This window comes from Xanthomonas sp. GW, assembly GCF_014236815.1.
GTDB lineage: Bacteria > Pseudomonadota > Gammaproteobacteria > Xanthomonadales > Xanthomonadaceae > Xanthomonas_A.
This window is the reverse complement of the sequence record NZ_CP051189.1, coordinates 4,364,020-4,386,325: the sequence shown is the minus strand read 5'-3', so window position 1 is coordinate 4,386,325 and position 22,306 is coordinate 4,364,020. Positions and strand designations below refer to the sequence as shown.

Annotated in this window: 18 protein-coding genes; 7 read left to right on the top strand and 11 right to left on the bottom strand. The window is 69.7% G+C overall.

All coding sequences use genetic code 11. The features are described 5' to 3' along the window. Window positions 1–27 precede the first annotated feature (27 nt). The 7 genes from HEP73_RS18855 to HEP73_RS18825 form a co-directional block, all read right to left on the bottom strand. Window positions 28–1,326, bottom strand: coding sequence for an ABC transporter permease (locus tag HEP73_RS18855; protein ID WP_185821106.1), 1,299 nt, complete (start codon window positions 1,324–1,326; stop codon window positions 28–30). A 13-nt stretch (window positions 1,327–1,339) separates the two neighbouring features. Beyond that, window positions 1,340–2,581, bottom strand: a complete 1,242-nt coding sequence (locus tag HEP73_RS18850) for an ABC transporter permease (RefSeq protein ID WP_185821105.1) — start codon at window positions 2,579–2,581, stop codon at window positions 1,340–1,342. Then, entirely contained in the window at window positions 2,578–3,888 is a 1,311-nt protein-coding gene (locus tag HEP73_RS18845) for an ABC transporter permease (protein WP_185821104.1), read from the bottom strand. Before HEP73_RS18845 ends, HEP73_RS18850 begins: the two co-directional genes overlap by 4 nt. A gap of 13 nt (window positions 3,889–3,901) precedes the next feature. Next, window positions 3,902–5,116 (bottom strand): ABC transporter permease, encoded by a 1,215-nt coding sequence (locus HEP73_RS18840; RefSeq protein ID WP_185821103.1) that lies wholly within the window; start codon window positions 5,114–5,116, stop codon window positions 3,902–3,904. A gap of 16 nt (window positions 5,117–5,132) precedes the next feature. Beyond that, window positions 5,133–6,455, bottom strand: coding sequence for an ABC transporter permease (locus HEP73_RS18835; protein ID WP_185821102.1), 1,323 nt, complete (start codon window positions 6,453–6,455; stop codon window positions 5,133–5,135). A gap of 29 nt (window positions 6,456–6,484) precedes the next feature. Beyond that, a complete protein-coding gene (locus HEP73_RS18830) occupies window positions 6,485–7,201 on the bottom strand; it encodes an ABC transporter ATP-binding protein (protein ID WP_185814049.1) in 717 nt (238 codons plus the stop codon). A gap of 133 nt (window positions 7,202–7,334) precedes the next feature. Continuing rightward, on the bottom strand, window positions 7,335–8,606 hold the full coding sequence (locus tag HEP73_RS18825) for an efflux RND transporter periplasmic adaptor subunit (protein WP_185821101.1): 1,272 nt from the start codon (window positions 8,604–8,606) through the stop codon (window positions 7,335–7,337). A gap of 379 nt (window positions 8,607–8,985) precedes the next feature. On the opposite strand from HEP73_RS18825, the gene glmS reads away from it, so the two are divergent. Further along, entirely contained in the window at window positions 8,986–10,815 is a 1,830-nt protein-coding gene (gene glmS / locus HEP73_RS18820; protein ID WP_185821100.1) for a glutamine--fructose-6-phosphate transaminase (isomerizing), read from the top strand. Window positions 10,816–10,985: 170 nt separating this feature from the next. On the opposite strand, the gene HEP73_RS18815 is transcribed toward glmS, so the two are convergent. Further along, window positions 10,986–12,116 carry an FAD-dependent oxidoreductase gene (locus tag HEP73_RS18815; protein ID WP_185821099.1) on the bottom strand — a complete coding sequence of 377 codons (1,131 nt, stop codon included), beginning with the start codon at window positions 12,114–12,116 and terminating at the stop codon, window positions 10,986–10,988. Between the two features lie 100 nt (window positions 12,117–12,216). Between HEP73_RS18815 and HEP73_RS18810 the strand changes: the two genes are divergently transcribed. Both HEP73_RS18810 and HEP73_RS18805 read left to right on the top strand, forming a co-directional pair. After that, on the top strand, window positions 12,217–12,945 hold the full coding sequence (locus HEP73_RS18810; RefSeq protein ID WP_185821098.1) for a TetR/AcrR family transcriptional regulator: 729 nt from the start codon (window positions 12,217–12,219) through the stop codon (window positions 12,943–12,945). Between the two features lie 336 nt (window positions 12,946–13,281). Continuing rightward, window positions 13,282–13,755 (top strand): hypothetical protein, encoded by a 474-nt coding sequence (locus HEP73_RS18805; protein WP_046978691.1) that lies wholly within the window; start codon window positions 13,282–13,284, stop codon window positions 13,753–13,755. A 199-nt stretch (window positions 13,756–13,954) separates the two neighbouring features. On the opposite strand, the gene HEP73_RS18800 is transcribed toward HEP73_RS18805, so the two are convergent. The 3 genes from HEP73_RS18800 to HEP73_RS18790 form a co-directional block, all read right to left on the bottom strand. After that, window positions 13,955–14,887, bottom strand: a complete 933-nt coding sequence (locus HEP73_RS18800) for a copper resistance protein B (protein ID WP_255423811.1) — start codon at window positions 14,885–14,887, stop codon at window positions 13,955–13,957. 392 nt (window positions 14,888–15,279) lie between these two features. After that, window positions 15,280–17,121, bottom strand: a complete 1,842-nt coding sequence (locus tag HEP73_RS18795) for a copper resistance system multicopper oxidase (RefSeq protein WP_185821097.1) — start codon at window positions 17,119–17,121, stop codon at window positions 15,280–15,282. Window positions 17,122–17,236: 115 nt separating this feature from the next. Continuing rightward, window positions 17,237–17,701 carry a CopL family metal-binding regulatory protein gene (locus HEP73_RS18790; RefSeq protein WP_255423553.1) on the bottom strand — a complete coding sequence of 155 codons (465 nt, stop codon included), beginning with the start codon at window positions 17,699–17,701 and terminating at the stop codon, window positions 17,237–17,239. A gap of 213 nt (window positions 17,702–17,914) precedes the next feature. Between HEP73_RS18790 and HEP73_RS18785 the strand changes: the two genes are divergently transcribed. The 4 genes from HEP73_RS18785 (at window position 17,915) to HEP73_RS18770 (ending at window position 22,293) form a co-directional block, all read left to right on the top strand. After that, the gene (locus HEP73_RS18785; RefSeq protein ID WP_185821096.1) at window positions 17,915–18,358 is read left to right on the top strand and encodes a heavy metal-responsive transcriptional regulator; all 444 of its coding nucleotides are present in this window, start codon (window positions 17,915–17,917) and stop codon (window positions 18,356–18,358) included. After that, entirely contained in the window at window positions 18,355–20,802 is a 2,448-nt protein-coding gene (locus HEP73_RS18780; RefSeq protein WP_185821095.1) for a heavy metal translocating P-type ATPase, read from the top strand. Before HEP73_RS18785 ends, HEP73_RS18780 begins: the two co-directional genes overlap by 4 nt. Window positions 20,803–20,845: 43 nt before the next feature. Further along, window positions 20,846–21,058 carry a heavy-metal-associated domain-containing protein gene (locus tag HEP73_RS18775; RefSeq protein ID WP_009609530.1) on the top strand — a complete coding sequence of 71 codons (213 nt, stop codon included), beginning with the start codon at window positions 20,846–20,848 and terminating at the stop codon, window positions 21,056–21,058. 131 nt (window positions 21,059–21,189) lie between these two features. Further along, window positions 21,190–22,293, top strand: a complete 1,104-nt coding sequence (locus HEP73_RS18770) for a PLP-dependent cysteine synthase family protein (protein WP_185821094.1) — start codon at window positions 21,190–21,192, stop codon at window positions 22,291–22,293. Window positions 22,294–22,306: the final 13 nt, after the last annotated feature.

The window sequence follows — 22,306 nt, the reverse complement described above, 5'->3', positions numbered from 1 at the left end:
CCCGCCGCCGTGCGGCGGGGGCGATGATCAGGACGATTTGAGCTGCAGCGCCGGCGCCACCTGGATCGCGCGCCAGGCCGGCAGCAGGCCGGCCAGCAGACTGGCGGCCAGGGCCAGCGCGAAGGTCAGTGCCAGCATCGTGGGGTCCAGATGGGCCAGCTTGGCGTAGTCGGAGGGCTGCTGGCGCACGGCCCACAGGCCGAGCACGGCCAGGCCGAGACCGGCGATGCCGCCGGCCAGACCGATGGTGCCGGCTTCGACCAGACACTGCGCGAAGATCGCACGGCGCGAGGCGCCCAGCGCGCGGCGCACGCCGATCTCGCCGCTGCGGCGCAGGAACTTGGCCAGCAGCAGGCCGACGGTATTGAGCAGGCATACCAAAAGAAAACCCATCGCCAGCCACAGCTGCAGGCGCACGTCGCCCGGCACCACTTCGTTGTGGTCCAGCCACTGCATCACGTTGCGCAGGCGCACGTTGTTCGGTCGCTCGAAGCGGCCGGCGGCACGCTGCTGGTTGGAGTAGTTCTCGAGGTAGGCCTTGTAATCGGCGGCCTGCGCCGGGCTCTCCAGTTCCGCCCAGTACTGCATCCAGTTGCAAGGCGCATTGAGCGAGGTCTGATCGCCGTTGCTGTCGCCGAAGCAGTTCATGTTGCCGTTGCGGTCTATCTTCAGGTCCATCGCGACCGAGAACGGCAGGTAGGCCTGTTCGTCCGAACCGTAGGTGTTGGTGATGTCGTAGAAGCGCGGATTGGGGGCCCAGGTGTCCAGCACGCCGACGATGCGGAACGTGTTCTGGTCCATGCGCAGTTCGCGGCCGACGCTGTTGGCGCCGTCGTACAGTTTTTCGTTGAGCTTCTTGCTGATGACCGCCACCCGCTCGTGGCGTTCGTCTTCCGTACCGGTCCAGCCGTGGCCGTACAGGAACGGCGTGTCGAACATCGGGAAGAAATCCGCCGAGGTAAGCCGTACTTCCGACTTGAACGGTTTCAGCCCGCTCTTGAGCGGCTCGATCACCGCCGACCCACCGGTCATGATCGCTTGCCGCTTGGCGCGTTTCTCGCGCAGCAGCGTTTCGGCGTCGTAGCGCGTGTTCTGGAAGTCCGGCTCCTCGCCGGGCTGGAAGCCGGCCTTCGGCTGCGCATCGACCTGCACGTAGAACAGCTTGTCGCTCTTCTGCGGGATCGGGTCGCCGGAGAGCACGTAGAACACGGTCAGCGTGGTCATGCTGGCGCCGATGCCCAGCGCGATGGCCAGCACCATCAGGGCGGTGAGGACCTTGTTGCGGCGGAAGCTGCGCAAGGCGAGGCGAAAGTAATAGCCGAACATGGGTGGCTCCGGGTCAGGCGCTACGGGTGGCGGTGGCGGGTGGGACGGCGGCGGCGCGCAGCGCGGGGCCGAGGACGGCGAGCTGGCCGAGCAGCCATACCGCCACGATGCCGGTGAGCACCGTGGGCGAGGACAGCCGCTCCAGTTCGAAGCGTTGCATCAGCCATTGGTTCATGACGTAGGCAAGGACGGCGCCCAACACGGCGCCGCCGCCGACGATCAGGAAGTTTTCCAGCTGGACGTAGCCCATGATGTCGCGGCGGGTGGCACCGATGGCGCGGCGGATGCCGATCTGCCGGGTGCGCTGCTGCACCCAGAAACTGGCCAGCCCGCCGATGCCCAACGCGGTGACGGTGAGCAGGATCACGATGATCGCCAGCAGCATGCGCGCCACTGCGCTGTCGCTCCTGAAATAGTCCGCGCGCAGTTCCTGCATGGTGGCGACCTGGTGCTGCACATAGGTCGGGTTGGCATGCTGCATCGCCGCCGCCGCGCGTTGCAGGACCTGCGGCAGTTGCCCCGGTTTGCTGCGGATCAGATAGCCGCCGCCCCAGCCTTCGGCGCCGACGCGCAGTTCGGTCAGCAGCGCGTCTGCATCGTCGTCGTGGCCGGCGATCACGCCACGCAGCGGTGCCATCACCCCAACGACATCCAGCCGTACCGCCTGGTTCCACATCGTGGTGTAGATCTTCTGCCCCAGCGGCGAAACGCCAGGAAACAACTTGGCGGCCAGCGACGGGGTGATCAGCGTCGGCAGCTGCCGCTCGCCATGGTTGCTCTCCGCGAACATCTCGGCGGCAGCCGGCAGCTCGGCGTCGTGCAGGTCGCGGCCGGCGACGATGCGGATGCCCAGGGCGCGGTTCAGGCCCTGGCTGCCGGAGAACAGCGTCGCGTGCGCCGCCGGTTGCGTCGACTGCGCTTCCCGGAACAGTTGCACCCGGTTCGGATTCCACAGCGGCGGTGCGCCAAAGGCGGCCGCTTCCACGCCGGGCACCGCTTGCAACACATCCAGGCTGCGCCCGACGCTGCTCTTGCTGTCTTGCTCGCCGATCACGGAGATGCTCTGGATCAGGCCGATGTCCTGCTCCATCACCCCGGTCGGCGTGTCCACCCGCTGGTAGGTGCGCGCGATGATGAACACCAGGTTGCACAGCACCGCCAGGGTCAGGGCGATCTGCAAGACCATCAACACCACCGCGGCACGATGGCTGCCCAGCGCGGAAAGAATGGGGCGTGCGTGTCTCAGCGCGGTCATAGCGATTTCACCTGCAGGGCGGGAGCGATGCGCGAAGCGCGCCATGCGGGCCACACGCCGGCCGCCAGGGCCGACAGCACCGCCACGGCCAGCGCGAGCGCAAGCAGCGAGGGGTCGGCATGCGCCTGTTGGGCGTAGGCCACCGGTTGCTGGCGCACCAGCCACAGGCCGATCCAGGTCAGCGGGATGCCGAGCAGTCCGCCGAGGCAGCCGATCAGCCCGGATTCGGCCAGGCATTGCAGGAACACCGCGCGGCGGCTGGCGCCCAGCGCGCGGCGCACGCCGATCTCGGCGGCTTTGCGCATGAACTTGGCGACCAGCAGGCCGACCGCATTGAGCAGGCACACCAGCAGCACGCCGAAGCCGATCCAGCTCTGCATGCGCACGGTGGCCGGCACCACGCGCTTGTAGTCGAGCCAGTCGAGCAGATCGTGCAGGCGTGTGTTGGGCGCGCGTTCGAACCGGCCCAACTGGCGTTGCTGCGCGCTGTAGTCGTCCAGTGCGATGCGGTAACGCTGGACCTGCGCCGGCGTGCGCAGTTGCACCCAATACTGCACCCAGGTGCATTGCGCGCTCTTGGGATTGTGCAGGCCCGCTTCCTGGTCCCGGCCCCAGCACTGCATCGGCCCATAGCCGTAGTCCTGGGGCAGGTCCAGCCAGGTCTCGAACGGCACGTACAGCGCTTCCGGCGCCTTGTACGCGCCCGAATTGAGATCGTAGAAACGCGGCTGCGCATCCCAGGTGTCGATCACCCCGATCACCCGAAACGGGCGGGTGGCGATGGTCAAGGTCTTGCCGACGCTGTCGGCGCCGCCGAACAGGGTGTCGTTGAGCGTGCGGGTCAGCACCACCACCTGCGCGCGCTGCGCATCGTCGCCACGGCTCCAGCCGCTGCCGTAGAGGAAGCGCATGCCGAACATCGCGAACAGGTCGGCGGTCGCGGCGCGGGTGGTGAGCATGCGCAAGGGGCTATTCGGCAGGGTCTGGCGGACCGGCAGCCAGTTCGCGCTGGTCATGGTCTGCGCCGGCGCAGCGTGCAGCCGGTACAGCGCGTTCGCGTCCTGCCAGGTCAGTTCGTCGGGCGGCTCCTGGTCGGCACCCGGCAGGTCGCGCGGACGCGGGTCCAGTTGCGGATGGAACAGCGTGGCGCTGCGGCCGGGCAGGGGATCGCCGGACAGCGTATGCAGCACCGTCAGCATGGTCATCGAGGCGCCGATGCCCAGCGCCACGGCCAGCACCATCAGTGTGGTGAGGATCTTGTTGCGGCCGAAGCTGCGCAGGGCGAGGTGGAGGTAGTAACCGAACATCGTGGGTCTCGGGTCAGGCGCTACGGGTGGCGGTGGCGGGTGGGACGGCGGCGGCGCGCAGCGCGGGGCCGAGGACGGCGAGTTGGCCGAGCGCGCACAGCAGTGCGGCACCGGCCGGCAGGTAGGTCGCTGGCAACCGATCCAGTTCGAAGAAGCGCATCAGCAGGACGTTGCCGGCGTAGGCCAGCAGCATGCCCAGCACCACGCCGGCGCCGACGATGAGCAGGTTCTCGGTGTGGAAGTGCTGCAGGATGTCGCGGCGGGTGGCGCCGAGCGCGCGGCGGATGCCGATCTGCCGGGTGCGTTGCTGCACCCAGAAACTGGCCAGTCCGACGATGCCCAGCGCGGTCACCAGCAGCATCGCGGCGATGACTGCCAGCAGCAGCTTGGCCATGGCCCGATCGCTCTGGAAGTAGCGCTGGCGCAGTTCGTTCAACGGCTTGCTGTACTCGCCGTCCAGGACCGCGTCGGGCGCCGCGCGTGCCACCGCGGTGCGCGCCTGCTCGATGATGCGCGGCAGCTCGCGCGGATCGGCGCGCAGCACATAGACACCGGATTGCGACGCCTCGCGCACCGGGATGAGCACCGACCAGTCGCTGCCGATCGCGCCGTCCTCGCTGCGGCCGGGATCGGGCCGGGCCAGGTGCGGCAGGGTGCCGACCACGCGGTAGTGGCCGCCGGCCCAGAATTCGCGGCCCAGCGGATCCTGGCCACGCCACAGGTGGTCGGCCAGGGCACGGGTGACCCACACGTCGGCCGTGTCCGGGGCGAAGTGCTCGAACGGCTGGTAGTCGGCGTCGTCGAACGCGCGGCCGCTGTCCGGCTTGAGGCCCAGGGCGGCAACGGCGCCGGGGCTGGCCGTATAGAAATGCGGCACGCCGCCGACCTCGGTGCAGGCCTGGTCCAGGCAAATGCCGTTGTTGCCTGCAGCCGGAGCGAACGGGACGGTGTTGATGGTGCCTGCCGCGCGCACCCCGGGGATGCGACGCACGGCATCGAGCACGCGCGCATTGAGATCGGCATGGTTGCAGCCGTCGCAGCCGGACAAGGACACCAGGCCCAGCGCGGCTTCGTCGACGCCGCTGTCCAGGTGCATCAGATCCAGCCGGTTGCCGATCAGAAAGAACGCGTTGCACAGCACCGCGCAGGCCAGCGCGACTTCGAGCGCGATCAGCGTCGCGGCGATGCGGTGGCGCGACAGGGCGCGCAGGATGGGGGCGATCTGCATCATGGAGGGGGCCCGGTCACAGGGTCTTGAGCTGCAGCGCCGGCGCGATCCGGCTTGCCCGCAAGGCCGGGAACAGGCCGGCGGCCACGCTGCAGCCGACGGCCAGCACGAAGGTGCCGGCGAATGCCAACAGGTCCAGGCGCGCCAGATCGGCGTAGGCGGCCGGCTGCTGGCGCACGCTCCACAGCCCCAGCAGGGTCAGCAGCCATCCGCCGATGCCGCCGATCAAGCCGATGACGCTGGCTTCGGTCAGGCACTGGGCGAAGATCGCGCGCCTGGACGCGCCCAGCGCGCGGCGCACGCCGATCTCGCCGCCGCGGCGCAGGAACTTGGCCAGCAGCAGGCCGACGCTGTTGAACAGGCACAGGCCCAGAAACGCCACCGCCAGCCAGCTCTGCAGCCGCACGTCGCCGGGCACGACCCGGTTGTGGTCCAGCCACTGCGGCAACGACAACAGGCGCGCCGTGTCGGTGCGGCCGATGCGTCCGGCCGCCTGCTGCTGGGCGGCGTAGTCGGCCAGCAGGCGCCGGTAGTCGGCCACCTTGGCCGGCGTATCCAGTTGCACCCACAACTGCACCCACACGCACGGTGCAATGCGCAGGTCCAGCGGCTGCGCCGGCGTGCCGAAGCAGGTCCATGGCTCGATGTGGCCGTCGTTGATTTCCAGGCTGGTGGACAGCGGCGCGAACACGTCCTGCGGCTTGCCATAGAAGCTGCCGGTGTCGCCGTGGGAGAAGCTGCCGCCGGCCAGCGTGTAGAACTGCGGCGACGGCCGCCAGGGCGCCAGCACGCCGACGATGCGTACCGCATTGCCGCGCAACAGCAGGCTGCGTCCGACGCTGTTGCGGCCCTCGAACAGTTTGTTGTTGAGATCGGCCGAGATCACCGCCACCCGGGCGTGGTCCTGGTCGTCCCGCGCACGCCAGCCGCTGCCGTAGGCGAACGGCACCTGGAACATCGGAAAGAAATCGGCTTGCGTGGACAGCATCTGCGCCATGAACGCCGGGCCGTCGCGTTCGGGCGCGCGCAGCTTGATCTGGCTCTCGGCCACTACTGCCTGGCGATCGGCGCGCCCGGTCTTCCACAGGTCCATCGCGCTGGGATAGTCGAGCTTGTCGAACGGCTGCCGGCCGGTGCTGCCGGCAGGGCGCGGATCGAGCTGCGGGTAGAAGATCCGCTGGCTGCGCCCGGGCAACGGATCGCCGGACAGCAGCCGCATCACCGTCAGCGTGGTCATCGCCGCGCCGATGCCGACGGCGATGGACAGCACCATCAACGCGCTCAACACCGGACTGCGGCGCAGGCTGCGTAGCGCAAGTTGAAGGTAGTAGCCGAACATGCCGTTCTTCGCCTGCCGTCGCCGCGCCGTCAGCCGTTGGCCGCGGCGCCGTGGCCGGTATGCCCCAGCACCGGTTCGCGCTGCAGGTCGGTGGCCTGGCCGTCGACGATGTGCACGTTGCGCTGCGCGCGCGCGGCCAGTTCCGGATCGTGGGTGACCATGACGATAGTCGAGCCCTGCGCGTTGATCTCTTCCAGCAGTTCCATCACCCCGCGCGCCATCTGCGAGTCCAGGTTGCCGGTCGGTTCGTCGGCCAGCAGCAGGCGCGGGCTGCCGGCCAGCGCGCGCGCGATCGCCGCGCGCTGTTGCTGGCCGCCGGACAGCTCGGACGGGTAATGCTTCATCCGCGAACCCAGCCCGACCCGGCCCAACGCGTCCTCGATGCGCTGCTTGCGCTCGGCTGCGGCCATGCCGCGGTAGCGCAGCGGCACATCGACGTTGTCGAACAGGTTGAGGTCGGGGATCAGGTTGAAGCCCTGGAAGATGAAACCGATCTTCTGGTTGCGCATGCGCGAGCGCGCGTCGTCGTTGAGGTTGCTGACGTCCTGGCCGTCGAGCAGGTACTGGCCGCTGGTGAAGGTCTCCAGCAGGCCGGCGATGTTGAGGAAGGTGGTCTTGCCGGAGCCGGACGGCCCGGTGACGGCGACGAATTCGCCTTCACGCACATGCAGATCCAGCGAACGCAACGCGTGCGTCTCGACCTGTTCGGTACGGAAGACCTTGGAGACGGAGCGCATTTCGAGCATGACGTAGTCCTTTGGCAGTGAAGCGGGGATTGGGGATTGGGGATTGGGAATATCGGGATTCGGAATCAGCAAGCGGGGAAGGAAAACGGCAGGGGCCTACAAATCCCCAATCCCGAATCCCCAATCCCAGCCTTCAATGCACCGTCACCTGCGGCGCCTCGCCGAACAGGTCGCTGCCGGAGACCACGACGCGATCGCCCGGTTGCAGGCCCGAACGCACCTCGACTTCGCCCAGGCTGGTGACGCCGAGTTCCACCGGGCGGCGGATCGCCGAGTTGCCGTCCATCACGTAGGCGTAGCGGCCGCCGGATTGTTCGACGAACGGACCGCGCTCGAGCTTGAGCACGTTCTTGCGGGTATCCAGCAGCACCCGCGCGCTCATGCGCTGGCTCTGGCGCAGGCCCGGCGGCTGCTTGTCGGTGAAGCGGATGCGCGCGTTGACCTCGCCGTTGACCACTTCCGGCGACACCGCCGAGATCGCGCCGGCGAACGGTTCGCCGGCACCGCTGGTCAGCTGCGCCGGCATGCCGATCGCCAGGTCGCGGGCGAAGCTTTCCGGCACCTTGATCTCCAGTTCGAACTTGGACAGGTCGACCACGCCCAGCACCGGCGCATTGGCGGCGACGTTGGTGTGTTGCGACACCTGCACCTGGCCGACCTGGCCATCGAACGGCGAGCGCAGGGTGAGCAGGTCCACCTGGCGCTTCACCTCGGTGACCACGGCGCGCTGGCGCTCGGCGAGCAGGCGCTTGTTGCGTGCGTCCAGGCCGGCGCCTTGGGTCTGCAGGCCGGAATCCTTCTGCGCATGGCTCATCGCGATGTCGGCCTTCTTCAGCGAGTCCTGCGCCTTGGCCAATTCCACCGCCGGCACCGCGCCGCCGTCGTAGCCGCGCTGGTAGCGCTCCAGGTCGCGGCTGGCCGCCTGCCGCTCGATCTGCGCCTGGTCGACCAGCTTGCTGGCGTTGGCGCGTGCCAGCACCGCATCCAGATCGGCGCGGCCGGCTTCGGCTTCCAGGCCGGCCAGCGTGGCTTCTTCCTGGGCGAGCTTGCTGCGCAGTTCGGGGCTGTCGATCTCGGCCAGCGCCTGGCCCTGCTTGACCACGTCGCCGGCGACCACCTTCAGGCTCACGGTGCCGCCGGAGATCGCGTACAGGGTGGGGCTGTTGGCGGCGATCAGGCGCCCGTCGGCGGAGATGTCGCGGACCAGGTCGCCGCGGCTGACCGTGGCGATGCGCACGCGCTGCGCGTCGAACGAGCGGCTGCCGGCGATCCAGCCGCGCGCGGCGAAGGCGATGCCGAGCAGCACCGCCAGCGCGATCAGTGCGGGCCAGAACCAGCGGCGCCAGGCGGCAGCGGAGCGGGGGCGGGCGAGAACCTGGTCCTGGGCGGAAGTGTCGCGGATCATCGGTCGGGTCGGCGCAGTGGAGAATGAACGAATCCAAAGCACGTCGCGTGCCAATCGCAAGTGACTGAAATTGCTACGGTTCGATGGGGGTGGGCGGCTGTCCGCGTGTCCGCGGACACGTTCGCGGACACCGTGTCCGCAGCCTTCCCGGACGATCGGGACAGGCCGCGCTGCCGCGATCCGCGTCTGGATCGTGTACGGGGCCAGGTCCGGCGGTCCCCACTCGGTCGCGCCACATACGGAAGCTTCGTGCTGGTTCGCCGCAATCCGAGCCGTACCGCCAGGGCATGCGATGGCGCATCCAAGTCGCGTCGGCAGGTCCTATAGGACATTCAGCGGACAAAGCTAGAATGGCGATCTTTCGGTGCAGGGTGCGGCTATGTGCGGGATCGTGGGTGCGATTGCGGAACGGGACGTGGTGCCGGTGCTGATCGAAGGCCTGAAGCGGCTGGAGTACCGAGGCTACGACTCCTCCGGCATCGCCGTGGTCGCCGGCGACGGCGTGCGCCGGGTGCGCCGCACCGGGCGCGTGGCGGAGATGGAAAGCGCGGCGCTGGCCGAGGACCTGCACGCCACGCTGGGCATCGGCCACACCCGCTGGGCCACCCATGGCGGCGTCACCGAGGCCAACGCGCATCCGCACGTCAGCCATGGCGACCTGGCGCTGGTGCACAACGGCATCATCGAGAACCACGAGCAGCAGCGCGAACGGCTGCGCGCGCTGGGCTATGTATTCGAGTCGCAGACCGACACCGAGGTCATCGCGCACCTGATCCACTATCACGCCGCGCAGGGGCTTTCGCTGCTGGCGGCGCTGCAGGCCGCGGCCAAGGAACTGACCGGCGCCTATGCGCTGGCCGCGGTCAGCAAGTCGCGCCCGGACGTGCTGGTATGCGCGCGCATGGGCTGTCCGCTGCTGATCGGCCTGGGCGAGGGCGAGAACTTCATCGCCTCCGACGTGTCGGCGGTGATCCAGGCCACGCGCCGGGTGATGTTCCTGGAAGAGGGCGACACCGCCGAGCTGAGCCGCAGCGGGGTGCAGGTGTACGACGCCGAAGACCGGCCGGCGCAACGCGAAGTGCACATGTCCGAAGTGTCGCTGGCCTCGCTGGAACTGGGCCCGTACCGCCACTTCATGCAGAAGGAGATCCACGAGCAGCCGCGCGCGCTGGCCGACACGCTGGAAGCGCTGTTCGACGCCGGCGGCTTCGACACCACGCTGTTCGGCCGCAATGCCGGGCAGCTGGCCGACATCGACGGCGTGCAGATCCTCGCCTGCGGCACCAGCTACTACGCCGGGCTGACCGCGCGCTACTGGATCGAGTCGATCGCCGGCCTGCCATGCAGCGTGGAGATCGCCAGCGAATACCGCTACCGCGCCGCCTACGCCAACCCGCGCCAGCTGATCGTCACCATTTCCCAGTCCGGCGAGACCCTGGACACGATGGAGGCGCTGAAATACGCCAAGTCGCTGGGCCACGCCAAGACCTTGTCGATCTGCAACGTGCCCGAGAGCGCGATTCCGCGCGCCAGCGCGCTGGTGCTTTACACCCGCGCCGGCGCCGAGATCGGCGTGGCCTCGACCAAGGCCTTCACCACCCAGCTGGCGGCGCTGTTCCAGCTGACCTGCGTGCTGGCCAAGCTGCGCGGGCGGCTGAGCGCCGCGCAGGAAGCCGAGTACCTGGAACAGCTGCGCTACCTGCCGGGCAGCGTGCAGCACGCGCTGAACCTGGAACCGCAGATCGCGGTGTGGGCCGAGCGTTTCGCCGACAAGCACAACGCGCTGTTCCTGGGCCGCGGCCTGCACTATCCGATCGCGCTGGAAGGCGCGCTCAAGCTCAAGGAAATCACCTACATCCACGCCGAAGGCTACCCGGCCGGCGAACTCAAGCACGGCCCGCTGGCGCTGGTGGATGCGAACATGCCGGTAGTGGTGATCGCGCCCAACGACGCGCTGCTGGAGAAGGTGAAATCCAACATGCAGGAAGTGCGCGCGCGCGGCGGCGAGCTGTTCGTGTTCGCCGACCAGGACAGCCACTTCAGCGAATCCGAAGGCGTGCACGTGATCCGCACCCCGCGCAACGCCGGCCTGCTCAGCCCGGTGGTGCACACCATCCCGGTGCAGCTGCTCGCGTATCACACCGCGCTGGCGCGCGGCACCGACGTGGACAAGCCGCGCAACCTGGCCAAGTCGGTGACGGTGGAATAGCGGCGGGCGTGCGTCGCTATGGTTGGCCTGCGTGCCTTCGCAGGCCAGCCGGCGCCGCGCAGGGAGATCGCTGGCGCATCGCTGGTTCGGGACGGCCGCAGCCGATGGCCGATGCCGGCACCGCCGCGCCGGCGCGAGGCGGCACGCCTGCCGCTGCGTAACCGATTCGGCTACACGGCAACGCCGTCGAAGAACGCGACCAGGCCCTGCGGCGCATCGGCGTCGAAGAACATCGCCAGATTCTGCGCCGACTCTTCGGCAAAGGCCGCGCTGCGCGGGAACAGCTCGCTTTCGTACGCGGCGAGCGCGGCTTCGATCGCGCCGGGATTGGCGACGATGGCCTGGCCGAGTTCGGCGCCGTCGTGGAGCGCGAGATTGGCGCCTTCGCCGGCGAACGGCGACATCAGGTGCGCCGCATCGCCTAGCAAGGTCACGCCAGGCGTGCGCTCCCAGCGGTGCTCGATCGGCAGGGCATGGATCGGGCGCAGCACGGGGTCGGTATCGCCATCGGTGACGAGCGCCGTCAACGACGGGGCCCAGCCATCGAATTCCGCGGCGACGCGGGCCAGTGCGGCCGCCGGGTCGGCGAAGTCGAGGCGGGCGAACCAGTCCTGCGGCCTGTTCAGCGACACGTAGGTTTGCAGGGTGCCATCGGCATGGCGGTGGGCGAGGATGCCCTTGCCCGGCGCGACCGCCATCAGCGTGCCGCCGCCGATCACCTGCGCGCTGGCGGGGTGGCGCGTGTCGCCGTCGAACAGGCAGGTCTCGATGAACGAGGTGCCGGCGTAGGCGGGCACTGCGGCCGACAGCAACGGACGTACGCGCGACCAGGCGCCGTCCGCGCCCACGAGCAGATCGGTGGTCACGGTCGCGCCGTCGGCGAAGCGCAGCAGGTGCCGCCCGTCGCCGAGCGGAGCGGCCGTGGCCAGCTTGCGTCCCCAGCGGATGGTGCCCGCGGGAAGCGAATCGAGCAGGAGACGGCGCAGGTTTCCGCGATCCACTTCGGGCCTGGCGCCGCTGCCCGTGTCGGGCCTGTCGATCAGGATGGCGCCTTGGCTGTCGACGATGCGTTTTGCGTCCGCACCGGGAAGGACCAGGCCGAGGAAGGCGTCGTAGAGGCCTGCGGCCTTGAGCGCGCGCTGCCCGTTGTAGGTGTGGATATCGAGCAAGCCTCCCTGCGGGCGGGCATCCGCCGAGGCCTCGGCTTCGTAGATCGTGGCGGCGATGCCGTGCACGTGCAGCACGCGGGCGAGCATGAGCCCGCCGAGCCCGGCGCCGATGATCGCGATGGGAGTGTGCATCTGAATCCTTGATCGTGTGGATGCGTCGGGACGGGCGCGAGTACGGATGGAACGGTGTTCCACATGTTGGAATGTCGTTCCATCCATGTCAAGATGAAGCATGGCCAAGACAACGCGCGGCACCCCGCGACGCGAGGCATCGCTCTCGCGCGAACAGATCGTAGACGCGGCGATCGCGCTGCTGGACAGCGGCGGCGAGGGCGGGCTGACCTTCCGCGCGCTGTCCGAACGGCTCGCCACCGGCCCCGGCGCGCTCTACTGGCATGTCGCCGACAAGCGCGACCTGCTGACCGCCGCCTGCGACGCCATCGTCGCGCGCACCCTGCATGCGCCCTGCGCCGATGCCACGCCGGAGGCGGCGCTACGCGCGCTGGCGCTGGGCATGTTCGATGCGATCGATGCGCACCCGTGGATGGGGTCGGCGCTCACCCGCGCGCCCGGCGAATTGCCGATCGTGCGCGTCGTCGAGCGCATCGGCCAGCAGGTGCATGCGCTCGGCGTGCCGGACCACGAGCAGTGGGCCGCGGTCTCCGCGTTGTTGAGCTACATCCTCGGCGTTGCCGGGCAGAACGCGGCCAACACGCAGCTCGCGCGCACGCGCGGCATCGTCAGGTCCGATTTCCTGGATGCGGTGGCGACGGCGTGGTCGCGGCTGGATGCGGACACGTACCCGTTCGTGCGCGGCATGGCCGCACAGCTGCGCACGCATGACGACCGGGTGGATTTCCTGGCCGGCATCGACCTGATCCTGCATGGTCTGGCGGCACGGCGCGCGCAGGCGTCGCCGGCTGCCGTGCCGGGCCGCAAGATCGCCACCAGGAAGAAGTAGCGGGGTTGTCGTCGCGTCGCGGTGTCGGCACGGCGCGTGTAGCGGACCGGTCTGGTCAACGATGCTGGCGCCATGTGACGTGATGTGACGTCGTTGCGGTCGCGAGCCTCTACGGTTGCCGGATCGCCGCTGGTCGTCGGCGCATGTGGCGTACCAGTTTCATGCACGCATGTTCGGTGATTGCGGCATCGTGCGGCATCCGCGTATCCGCCTGGCTCCACGGCGTTCGCCGTGCACACGCACGCCGGATTGGCAGCCGCCGCGGCCGGCTGCCAACGCAATGGCCCAGCTTATGCATAAGCTCCTGGCGAGGGTTCCCACCACGCAGGAGGACGCATGTACGAGTCTTTCAGACAGGGGGCGCCGGCCGAACTGTGGCAGGCGCTGGTGCACGAAGCAGGGCAGCGGCTGGGCCGGCCGCTGGACGAGTCGCGCGAGAGCTATCTGGTGTTCGTGTTGCTGCGCTACCAGGCCGATGGACACTTGCTGTCGCGTACCCAGGCGTTGGCCTGGCTGCATGCGCAGGAGCAGGTCGGGCGCGCCCGCGCCGATGCGCTGCGCGAGGTCGGCGACGGCTGCCTGCTGATCGCCGGCCTGTTTCCCGGCGTGGCCGCGCGGCGCCGGGTCAGCGTGGACTACTTCATCGACCTGGGCCGCGGCGCCTACTACGAAGTGGCCGAGACCCGCGCCAGCGATGCGGGGTTGTTCGGGCAGCTGGCGCGCAGCTACCAGGAACTGGTGCGCACGCTGGGCGCGCTGCGTCCGCCGCGCGACTGGCGAATCGGTGAGGATGGTTCGCTGCGCGCTTGAGCGGCCGGGACTGGTGTGAGTGAGCGGTTGCTGGACACCGTGGTGTCGCGTGATGCGCGTCGAGCCAGTACGGTTGGCGAAGCGATGTAGGAGCGGCTTCAGCCGCGACAGGATCTATCGGTAGCCTGTCGCGGCTGAAGCCGCTCCTACAAAAACCAATTGCCGTTAAAACGGACAGGAAGAATCCTCTGGCCGCCGCTCAGAACCAGACCCGCACACCGGCCACCACGCGCGTCTCGCGCGCGGCTTCTCCCGCGTCGCGCCGATAATCCGCGGTCGCGCCGAACGCGCGCTCGTGGACCACGCCGAGATACGGCGCTAAACGGCGGCTGATCTCGTAACGCAAACGCAGCCCGGCCTCGACCGTGGACAGGCCGCTGCCGATGCCGTGCGCGCGATCGTCGGCGAATGCCGCCTGCGCTTCCAGCCGCGGCTGCAGGATCCAGCGGTTGCTCAGCAGCACGTCGTACTCGCCTTCCAGGCGTGCGCTGGCGCTGCCGCCTTCGCCGACGTACAGCGTGGCCGCGACCTCGAACTTGTACGGCGCCATGCCCTGCACGCCGAAGGCGGCCGAGGTGCGCGCATCGCCCGGGGCGACGTCCTGTTTCACCCCGACCAGCAGGTCCCACCACGGCGAAACCGCGTGGCCGTACAGCGCTTCCAGGTCCGCCGCTTCGGTGCGGCCGCCGCTGCGCTCGCCTTCGCTGCGCAGCCACAGCCGATCGATGTCGCCGCCGTACCAGGCACTGGCTTCCCAGGCCTGGCCGTTGCCGTGGTCGTTGTCCCAGCCTTCCAGCCGGTCGAACAGCAGGTAGCCGGTGCGCGACGGCGCATGCAGCATCGCGTGCGTCCGCAGGACCGGGAATGCGGCAGCGCGGTCGGCGTCGGTGAGCGCTGGGATCGGCTCGCGCGGTAGCGTGGGAGCGGATGCAGTGGCGCAGGTACACGTCGCCGCTGCGCTGGAGTGAGCATGGCGCGCTTCTGTTTTCCCGGGGTTCCGCTCCCCGGTCCTTGGTCCCGGCTCCACAGTCCCCGACTGCATCCCGGCGTGGTCCTGTATGGCGCTATCGGCCTGCGCTGCGGTTGGCGTGCCGTGCTCCATCGTGGCCGGCTGCATGTCCATGTGCTGCATGTCCGCATGGCCGGGTATGGCATGGTCGGCATGCGCCTCGTGGTCCATGTCCATGTGCTGCATGCCGCCGTCGCTCGTCGTCGGCGCTGCCGGAACATTCGCGACGTGTGCGGCGTGACCCACCGCCGCGTGATCCATGCCGGCATGTACCATCGCTGCGTCATCGCCGTCGGCGACGGCGGGCGGCGATGGCGGGGTGTGCAGACGCGCCCCATCGTCGGGCGGCGGACACGCGCATGCCGCAGGTGCGGATGTAGATGTGGATGCAGCAGCAGCTGCGCTATCGGCGTCGGCAGCTCCAGGCGCATGCACATGCTGCGCACCCGCAGCGCCATGCGCTAGCAGCAGCGCCAGACCGATGGCCTGCGCCAGCGTGGCGAGCGGCGTGGCGTTCATGCGTCCACCCGCACTTCGCGCATCATGCCGCCGTCCATGTGGTACAGCAGGTGGCAGTGGTAGGCCCAGCGGCCCAATGCGTCGGCGCGCACGCGGTAGCTGCGGCGCGTGCCCGGCGGCATGTCCACGGTGTGCTTGCGCACCTGGAACTGGCCGGCGGCGTTCTCCACGTCGCTCCACATGCCGTGCAGGTGGATCGGGTGCTGCATCATCGTGTCGTTGACCAGCACGATGCGCAGGCGCTCGCCGTAGTTGAGCCGCAGCGGCTCGGCACTGGCGAACGGGATGCCGTCGAAGGACCAGGCGAACTTCTCCATGTTGCCGGTGAGGTGCAGCTCGATCTCGCGCCCGGGTTCGCGGCCGTCGGGGTCGTCGAACAGGCTGTGCAGGTCGGCGTAGCTCAGCACCCGGCGGCCGTTGCCGCGCAGGCCGATGCCCGGATCGTCCAGCTTCGGCGCGGTGGCGGAGGACTGCATGTCCACCAGCGGATTGCCGCGTTCGCTGCGCGGATGCGTGGGCGCAGCGCCGGCGTCGCCAGGCGCATGTGCGCTGTGGTCCATCGTGCCGTGGCCCATCGCGGCATGGTCCATGCCGGCCATGCCCATGCCCATGCTGGCGCCGCAGTCGCCATCCATGCCTTTCATCGTGGCCGCGCCGCCGTGTTCCATGCCGGCGTGCCCGCCCATGGCGTGGCCCATGTCCTGCATGCGCAGCAGCGGGCGCGGGTCGTTCGCCGGCACCGGCGCCTGCAGTCCCTGGCGCACGGCCAGCGTGCCGCGCGCGTAGCCGGTGCGGCCCATGTCCTGGGCGAACACGGTATAGGCGTCCTGGCCGTTGGGTTCCACCAGCACGTCGTAGGTCTCGGCCGCGGCGATGCGCAATTCGTCCACGCTCACCGGGTGCACGTACTGGCCGTCGGCGGCGACCACGGTCATCTTCAGCCCGGGAATGCGCAGGTCGAAGTAGGTCATGCTGGAGGCGTTGATCAGGCGCAGCAGCAGCTTCTCGCCGGGACGGAATTCGCCGGTCCAGTTGCCGCCGGGGGCGACGCCGTTGAGCAGGTAGGTGTAGGTGTTGGCGTTGACGTCGGACAGGTCGCTGGGCGTCATCCGCATGCGTCCCCACATGCCGCGGTCGGCGAGGGTGGCGCGCAAGCCGTCTTCGCGCGCGTCGCGCAGGAAGTCGCCGACGGTGCGCTGGTAGGTGTTGTCGTAGGACGGCATCTTCTTCAGCCGCCGGAACAGCGCCGCCGGGTCCAGGTCGGTCCAGTCCGACAGCAGCAGCACGTGTTCGCGGTCGTAGTGATAGGGCGGCGGCTGCAGCGGGTCGATGACGATCGCGCCGTATAGGCCCGCCTGTTCCTGGTATAGCGAGTGGCTGTGGTACCAGTAGGTGCCGGACTGGCGCAGGGCGAAGCGGTAGCGGTAAGTCTCGCCCGGGTAGATGCCGTCGAAGCTCATGCTCGGCACGCCGTCCATGTTCGCCGGCAGCAGGATGCCGTGCCAGTGCACGGAGGTCTGGGTGTGCCCCGGCAGGCGATTGGCGACCCGCACCTCCACGGTGTCGCCTTCGCGCCAGCGCAGGATCGGCGCGGGCACGCTGCCGTTGACGGTGATGGCCGGACGCTCGCGCCCGGTGAAGTTGACCCGCGCGCTGCCGATGCTGAGGTCGAAATCAGTGCCGCGCAGCTGATACGGCACGGCGCCATTGCGCGCCAGCGCCGCGGCGTGGGCTTGCCGCAGCGACAGGCCGCCGATGCCGGCGGCGGCGCCAAGCGCCAGTCCGGTGACGAAACGGCGCCGCGACGGCAGGGCAGGGCCGGAGGAAGGTGGTTTCATGAGCGAACCTCGATGCGATGCGATGCGCGACCGCGTGGGCGGTGCGTGCGCAGAAGCGACGGCGCGCGGATGCGCGGTCGCCGTGGCGCCGCCCGAGCGGGCGGCGGCGTCGCGATCAGGCGCTGGGAGGTCGTTCCAGCCGCGGCAGGCCGGGCGCGCCGCGGCCATCCTGGCGGCCGCGCGGGAACAGCGGTTGTGCGGCGATCGGCAGTGCCAGCGGCAGCGCGATCAGCGCCGGCAGCGGCTGCGCATGCGGGCACTGGCAACCGGCCGCGGTGCCGCAGCAGCCGTGCTTGCCGGCCTGCTTGGGGCAATGGCCATCGTCATGCTCCGCGGCGGGCGGTGCGGCCTCATGGTGGTGACACGGCATCGCCGCGGCGGCGACGCGCGTGGCATGCGCGTGCTCGGCGGCGTGGTGTTGGGAGACGCCAGCGTCGGTGCGCTGCGGCGCCTCTGCCATGCCCGGCATCGCCACAGCCGTGCCGGCGCCATTGAGCAGCAGGCTCAGGCACAGCAACAGGCGGGTCAGCAAGGCGAAGATCGGCACGGAGGACGCAAGGCACGCGAGGGGATACGTCAAGAATACTGCAGCGATGGCGGCGGGCAAGCGCCGCGAAGGCGCGGCGGCGCGCCATCGGCGCACCCTGGAGCCGGGTCCAGGGCAGGCGTCCATGCCTGGCGAAGGCCTGCGCGGCAAAGGTTTGGCGCCAGCGTGAGCGGCCAATGAACAATTCGCGCGCAACGGCGACAATGGCTTGACCCTGGACCAGCCTCCAGGGAGTAGCTTGCACGCATGAATCCGGCCGCCACTCCGTCCCGCTTCACCATCGGCGCGCTCGCGCGCCAGGCCGACGTCGCCATCGACACGGTCCGCTACTACGAGCGCCAGGGCCTGCTGCCGGCGCCGCCGCGGCGCGCGTCCGGCTACCGCGACTACGATGCGGCCGCGGTGGAGCGGGTGCGTTTCATCCGCCGCGCCAAGGACTTGGGATTTTCGCTGGAGGAGATCCGCGACCTGCTCGCGCTGCAGGACGATCGCCTGCATGGCGTGGAAGGCATCAAGCAGCGGGCGAGCAAGCGTCTGCACGAAATGGATCGGCGCATCGCGCATCTCACCGAGATGCGCGATGCGTTGGCCGTGCTGGTCGCCGAATGCCCGGGCAGCGGCGAACCCGCATGCTGCCCGATCCTCGGCGACATCCGCGGCGACGCCGCGCCGGGCAAGCCGCAGCCATGAACGCGACGGCCACCACCACCACAGTGAGCCTGCCGGTGCAGGGCATGAGCTGCGCGTCCTGCGCGGTCGGCCTGGAACAGGCGCTCAAGCAGTTGCCCGGAGTCGACGCCCAGGCCAATTACGCCGCCGCGCGCGTGCGCCTGGACTACGACCCGCAGCAGGTGGATGCGCAGACGCTGCTGCAGCGCATCGGCCAGGCCGGTTTCACGGTGCCGACGCAGATGCTGACGTTGGACCTCACAGGCATGAGCTGCGCGTCCTGCGCGGCCGCGATCGAAGCGGTGCTGGCGAACACGCCCGGGGTGATCGCCGGCAGCGTCAACCTGGCCTCGGCCAAGGCGAATGTGGAGTACGTGGCGGAACTGGTCGCGCCGGCCGACATCGTCGCGCGGATCGGCAGCGCCGGCTTCGGCGCCAGCGTCGTGCGCGAGTTGGACCAGGCCCAGCTGCAAGCGCGCGAACAGGCCGAGCGCCGCGCCTGGCACCGCGAACTGGGCCGGTTCGCCGCGGCGGCGCTGCTGACCCTGCCGTTGTTCGTGCAGATGTTCGGCATGCTGGACGTCTCCGCCATCGAACATGCGCTCGGCGGCCAGCACGCCGAGCCGTTGCCGCGCTGGCTGCAGCTGCTGCTGGCCACGCCGGTGCAGTTCTGGCTCGGCGCGCGCTTCTACCGCGCCGGGTTCGGGGCCTTGCGCAACGGCCGCGCCAACATGGACGTGCTGGTCGCGCTCGGCACCAGCATGGCCTACCTGTACAGCGCCGCGGTCACCGTGTTCGGCCTGGCCGGGCAGCATGTGTATTTCGAGGCCAGCGCCTCGATCATCACTCTGATCCTGCTAGGGCGCTTGCTGGAAGCGCGCGCCAGGCGCAGGACTTCCTCGGCGATCCGCGCGCTGCTCGACCTCAAGCCCAAGACCGCTAGGGTGGAGCGCGACGGCGCGATCGTGGAGATCGATGCCGCCGAACTGATCGTCGGCGATGTGTTCGTGGTCGCCGCCGGCGAGCGCGTGCCGGTGGACGGCGAGGTGCTCGACGGTCGTTCCAGCGTGGACGAGGCGATGCTGTCGGGCGAGGCGATGCCGGTGGCCAAGGAGCCGGGCAGCCGCCTGTTCGCCGCCACCGTGAACCAGTTCGGCATGCTCCGCGCGCGTGCCACCGGAGTCGGCGCCGACACGCTGCTGGCGCAGATCATCCGCATGGTCGATGCGGCGCAGGGCTCCAAGGCGCCGATCCAACACCTGGTCGATCGTATCGCCACGGTGTTCGTGCCGGCGGTGATCGCCATCGCCGCGCTGACCCTGGCCGCGACCTGGTGGCTCAGCGGCAGTTTCGCCACCGCGCTGGTGCATGCGGTGGCGGTGCTGGTGATCGCCTGTCCGTGCGCGCTGGGCCTGGCCACGCCGACCGCGATCATGGTCGGCACCGGCGTGGGCGCGAGGTCCGGCATCCTGATTCGCAACGCCGAGGTCTTGGAGCGCGCGCGTGCGCTGACCACGCTGGTGCTGGACAAGACCGGCACCCTGACCGAAGGCCGGCCGCAGGTGACTGCGATCGGCGTGGCGGAAGGCGGCGATGCGACGGCGCTGCTGCGCCTGGCCGCCGCGCTGGAGGTCGGTTCGGCGCATCCGCTGGCCGATGCGATCGTGCGGCGTGCCGCCGATGACGGTGTGCGCGGGACGCTGCCGCTGCCGGTGGCGGCGGTCGAGACGGTGCCCGGCAAGGGCGTGCGTGGTCGCGTCGAGACTCGCGAGGTGGCGCTGGGGTCGCTGGCGTGGTTGCGCGAGCTGTCCATGCAGGCGCCGGATGCGACGCTGCTGCAGCGCGCCGAGGCGGCGCAGGCGAAGGGCCAGAGCGTGGTTGCGGTCGCGCTGGACGGCCGCCTTGCCGGTTACATCGCCATCGCCGATCCGCTGCGCGACGGTGCCCTCGACGCGGTGGCGCGGCTCAAGGCGCGCGGCATCGAGGTGATCATGCTCAGCGGCGACAACCGGCATGTCGCGCAGGCCGTGGCCGCGCAGGTCGGCATTGCGCGGGTGCTGGCCGAGGTGTTGCCGCAGCACAAGGCCGAGGAAGTGCGGCGCCTGCAGGCCGAACCCGGCGCGCACGTTGGCATGGTCGGCGACGGCATCAACGATGCGCCGGCGCTGGCCGCGGCCGACGTCAGCTTCGCCATCGGCGCCGGCTCGGACATCGCCGTGGAGGCGGCCGACGTGGTGCTGGTGCATGGCGACCTGGATGGCGTGGCCACCGCCATCGACCTGTCCGCGGCGACCCTGCGCAAGATCCGCCAGAACCTGTTCTTCGCCTTCGTCTACAACGTGCTCGGCATCCCGCTGGCCGCGTTCGGTCTGCTCAATCCGGTGCTCGCCGGCGCGGCGATGGCGCTGAGTTCGGTCTCGGTGCTGGCCAATTCCCTGCTGCTGAACCGCTGGCGGCCGCGCTGAGCGCGGTGCGGCGGCAACGCTCTTTCCAAACGAGGACACTGCAATGCGCCATCTCGAATTGACCGTTCAGGGCATGACCTGCGGCGGCTGCTCGGCGCGGCTGAAACGGGTGCTGGACGCCAGCGCCGGAGTCGCCGCGGCCGAGGTGGTGCTGGACGGCGGGCGCGTCGGCGTGGATTACGACGAGGCCCGCACCGACGCCGCGGCGATCGAGCGCGCCATCGTCGATGCCGGCTTCGGCGTCGCTGCCCGCTAAGCGGCGGCGCGCCGCCTGGGGCAAAGCCACCGCCGCCAAGTGAACGTCGCCACGCCTCGCCGCCCAGCGCAGCCCCGGGGCGTGGGGCGGGCGTGTATCGTTGACGCGATTTTTCCGTCCTGCGCACCGCCATGACCTATCGCGATTGGGTGGCCAACGCCATCCAGAAGATCGAAGCCGATTTCAACCGTTCGGCCGACACCCACCTGATTCCGCTGGACCTGCCCGGTTTCCCCGGTATCGACCTGTATTTCAAGGACGAGTCCAGCCATCCCACCGGCAGCCTCAAGCACCGCCTGGCGCGCTCGCTGTTCCTGTACGCGCTGGCCAACGGCTGGCTGCGCGAGGGGCGCCCGGTGATCGAGGCGTCGAGCGGCTCCACGGCGGTGTCCGAAGCCTATTTCGCGCGCCTGCTGGGGTTGCCGTTCATCGCGGTGATGCCGGCCACGACCTCGCCGGAGAAGATCGCCGCGATCGAGTTCCAGGGCGGGCGCTGCCACCTGGTCGAGCGCGCCTGCGACCTGCACGCCGATTCGGTGCAGCTGGCGCGCGAGAGCGGCGGCCACTTCATGGACCAGTTCCTGTACGCCGAACGCGCCACCGACTGGCGCGCCAACAACAACATCGCCGAGTCGATCTTCCGGCAGATGCAGGAAGAGCCGCATCCGGTGCCGGAATGGATCGTGTGCAGCCCCGGCACCGGCGGTACCGCCGCCACGCTGGGGCGCTACGTGCGCTACCGCCGCCACGACACCCGCATCCTGTGCGCGGATCCGGAAGTGTCGGTGTTCTTCGAAGGCTATTGCGAGGCGCTGGCAGGGCGCGACTACGCCGGCCTGACCAGCACCGGCGGTTCGCGCATCGAGGGCGTCGGCCGGCCGCGGGTGGAATCGAGCTTCATCCCCAGCTGCGTCGATGCGATGGTCAAGGTGCCCGATGCGCTGAGCCTGGCGGCGATGCGCTACGTGAGCGCGCGCCTGGGCCGGCGCGTGGGCGGCTCCACCGGCACCAACTTCGTCGGCGTGCTGCAGGCGGCGACGCGGATGCGCGAGCACGGCCGCAGCGGTTCCATCGTCACCATCCTGTGCGACAGCGGCGAGCGCTACGGACACAGCTACTACCGGCCGGACTGGTACCGCGAGCACGGCATCGATGTGGAGCAGGCCGACGCGCAACTGGCCGCGGCGGTGGCCGGCGCCGGCTTGCCGCCGCTGGCTTGTGCCGCGTTGTCCTGACCGCCATATCCCC

What these genes read in the sequence shown, in the direction of transcription:
- HEP73_RS18855 (WP_185821106.1), bottom strand. Translation starts at nt 1,326, where the DNA reads ATGTTCGGCTATTACTTTCGCCTCGCCTTGCGCAGCTTCCGCCGCAAC.
- HEP73_RS18850 (WP_185821105.1), bottom strand. Translation starts at nt 2,581, where the DNA reads ATGACCGCGCTGAGACACGCACGCCCCATTCTTTCCGCGCTGGGCAGC.
- HEP73_RS18845 (WP_185821104.1), bottom strand. Translation starts at nt 3,888, where the DNA reads ATGTTCGGTTACTACCTCCACCTCGCCCTGCGCAGCTTCGGCCGCAAC.
- HEP73_RS18840 (WP_185821103.1), bottom strand. Translation starts at nt 5,116, where the DNA reads ATGCAGATCGCCCCCATCCTGCGCGCCCTGTCGCGCCACCGCATCGCC.
- HEP73_RS18835 (WP_185821102.1), bottom strand. Translation starts at nt 6,455, where the DNA reads ATGTTCGGCTACTACCTTCAACTTGCGCTACGCAGCCTGCGCCGCAGT.
- HEP73_RS18830 (WP_185814049.1), bottom strand. Translation starts at nt 7,201, where the DNA reads ATGCTCGAAATGCGCTCCGTCTCCAAGGTCTTCCGTACCGAACAGGTC.
- HEP73_RS18825 (WP_185821101.1), bottom strand. Translation starts at nt 8,606, where the DNA reads ATGATCCGCGACACTTCCGCCCAGGACCAGGTTCTCGCCCGCCCCCGC.
- glmS (WP_185821100.1), top strand. Translation starts at nt 8,986, where the DNA reads ATGTGCGGGATCGTGGGTGCGATTGCGGAACGGGACGTGGTGCCGGTG.
- HEP73_RS18815 (WP_185821099.1), bottom strand. Translation starts at nt 12,116, where the DNA reads ATGCACACTCCCATCGCGATCATCGGCGCCGGGCTCGGCGGGCTCATG.
- HEP73_RS18810 (WP_185821098.1), top strand. Translation starts at nt 12,217, where the DNA reads ATGGCCAAGACAACGCGCGGCACCCCGCGACGCGAGGCATCGCTCTCG.
- HEP73_RS18805 (WP_046978691.1), top strand. Translation starts at nt 13,282, where the DNA reads ATGTACGAGTCTTTCAGACAGGGGGCGCCGGCCGAACTGTGGCAGGCG.
- HEP73_RS18800 (WP_255423811.1), bottom strand. Translation starts at nt 14,887, where the DNA reads ATGCAGCACATGGACATGCAGCCGGCCACGATGGAGCACGGCACGCCA.
- HEP73_RS18795 (WP_185821097.1), bottom strand. Translation starts at nt 17,121, where the DNA reads ATGAAACCACCTTCCTCCGGCCCTGCCCTGCCGTCGCGGCGCCGTTTC.
- HEP73_RS18785 (WP_185821096.1), top strand. Translation starts at nt 17,915, where the DNA reads ATGAATCCGGCCGCCACTCCGTCCCGCTTCACCATCGGCGCGCTCGCG.
- HEP73_RS18780 (WP_185821095.1), top strand. Translation starts at nt 18,355, where the DNA reads ATGAACGCGACGGCCACCACCACCACAGTGAGCCTGCCGGTGCAGGGC.
- HEP73_RS18775 (WP_009609530.1), top strand. Translation starts at nt 20,846, where the DNA reads ATGCGCCATCTCGAATTGACCGTTCAGGGCATGACCTGCGGCGGCTGC.
- HEP73_RS18770 (WP_185821094.1), top strand. Translation starts at nt 21,190, where the DNA reads ATGACCTATCGCGATTGGGTGGCCAACGCCATCCAGAAGATCGAAGCC.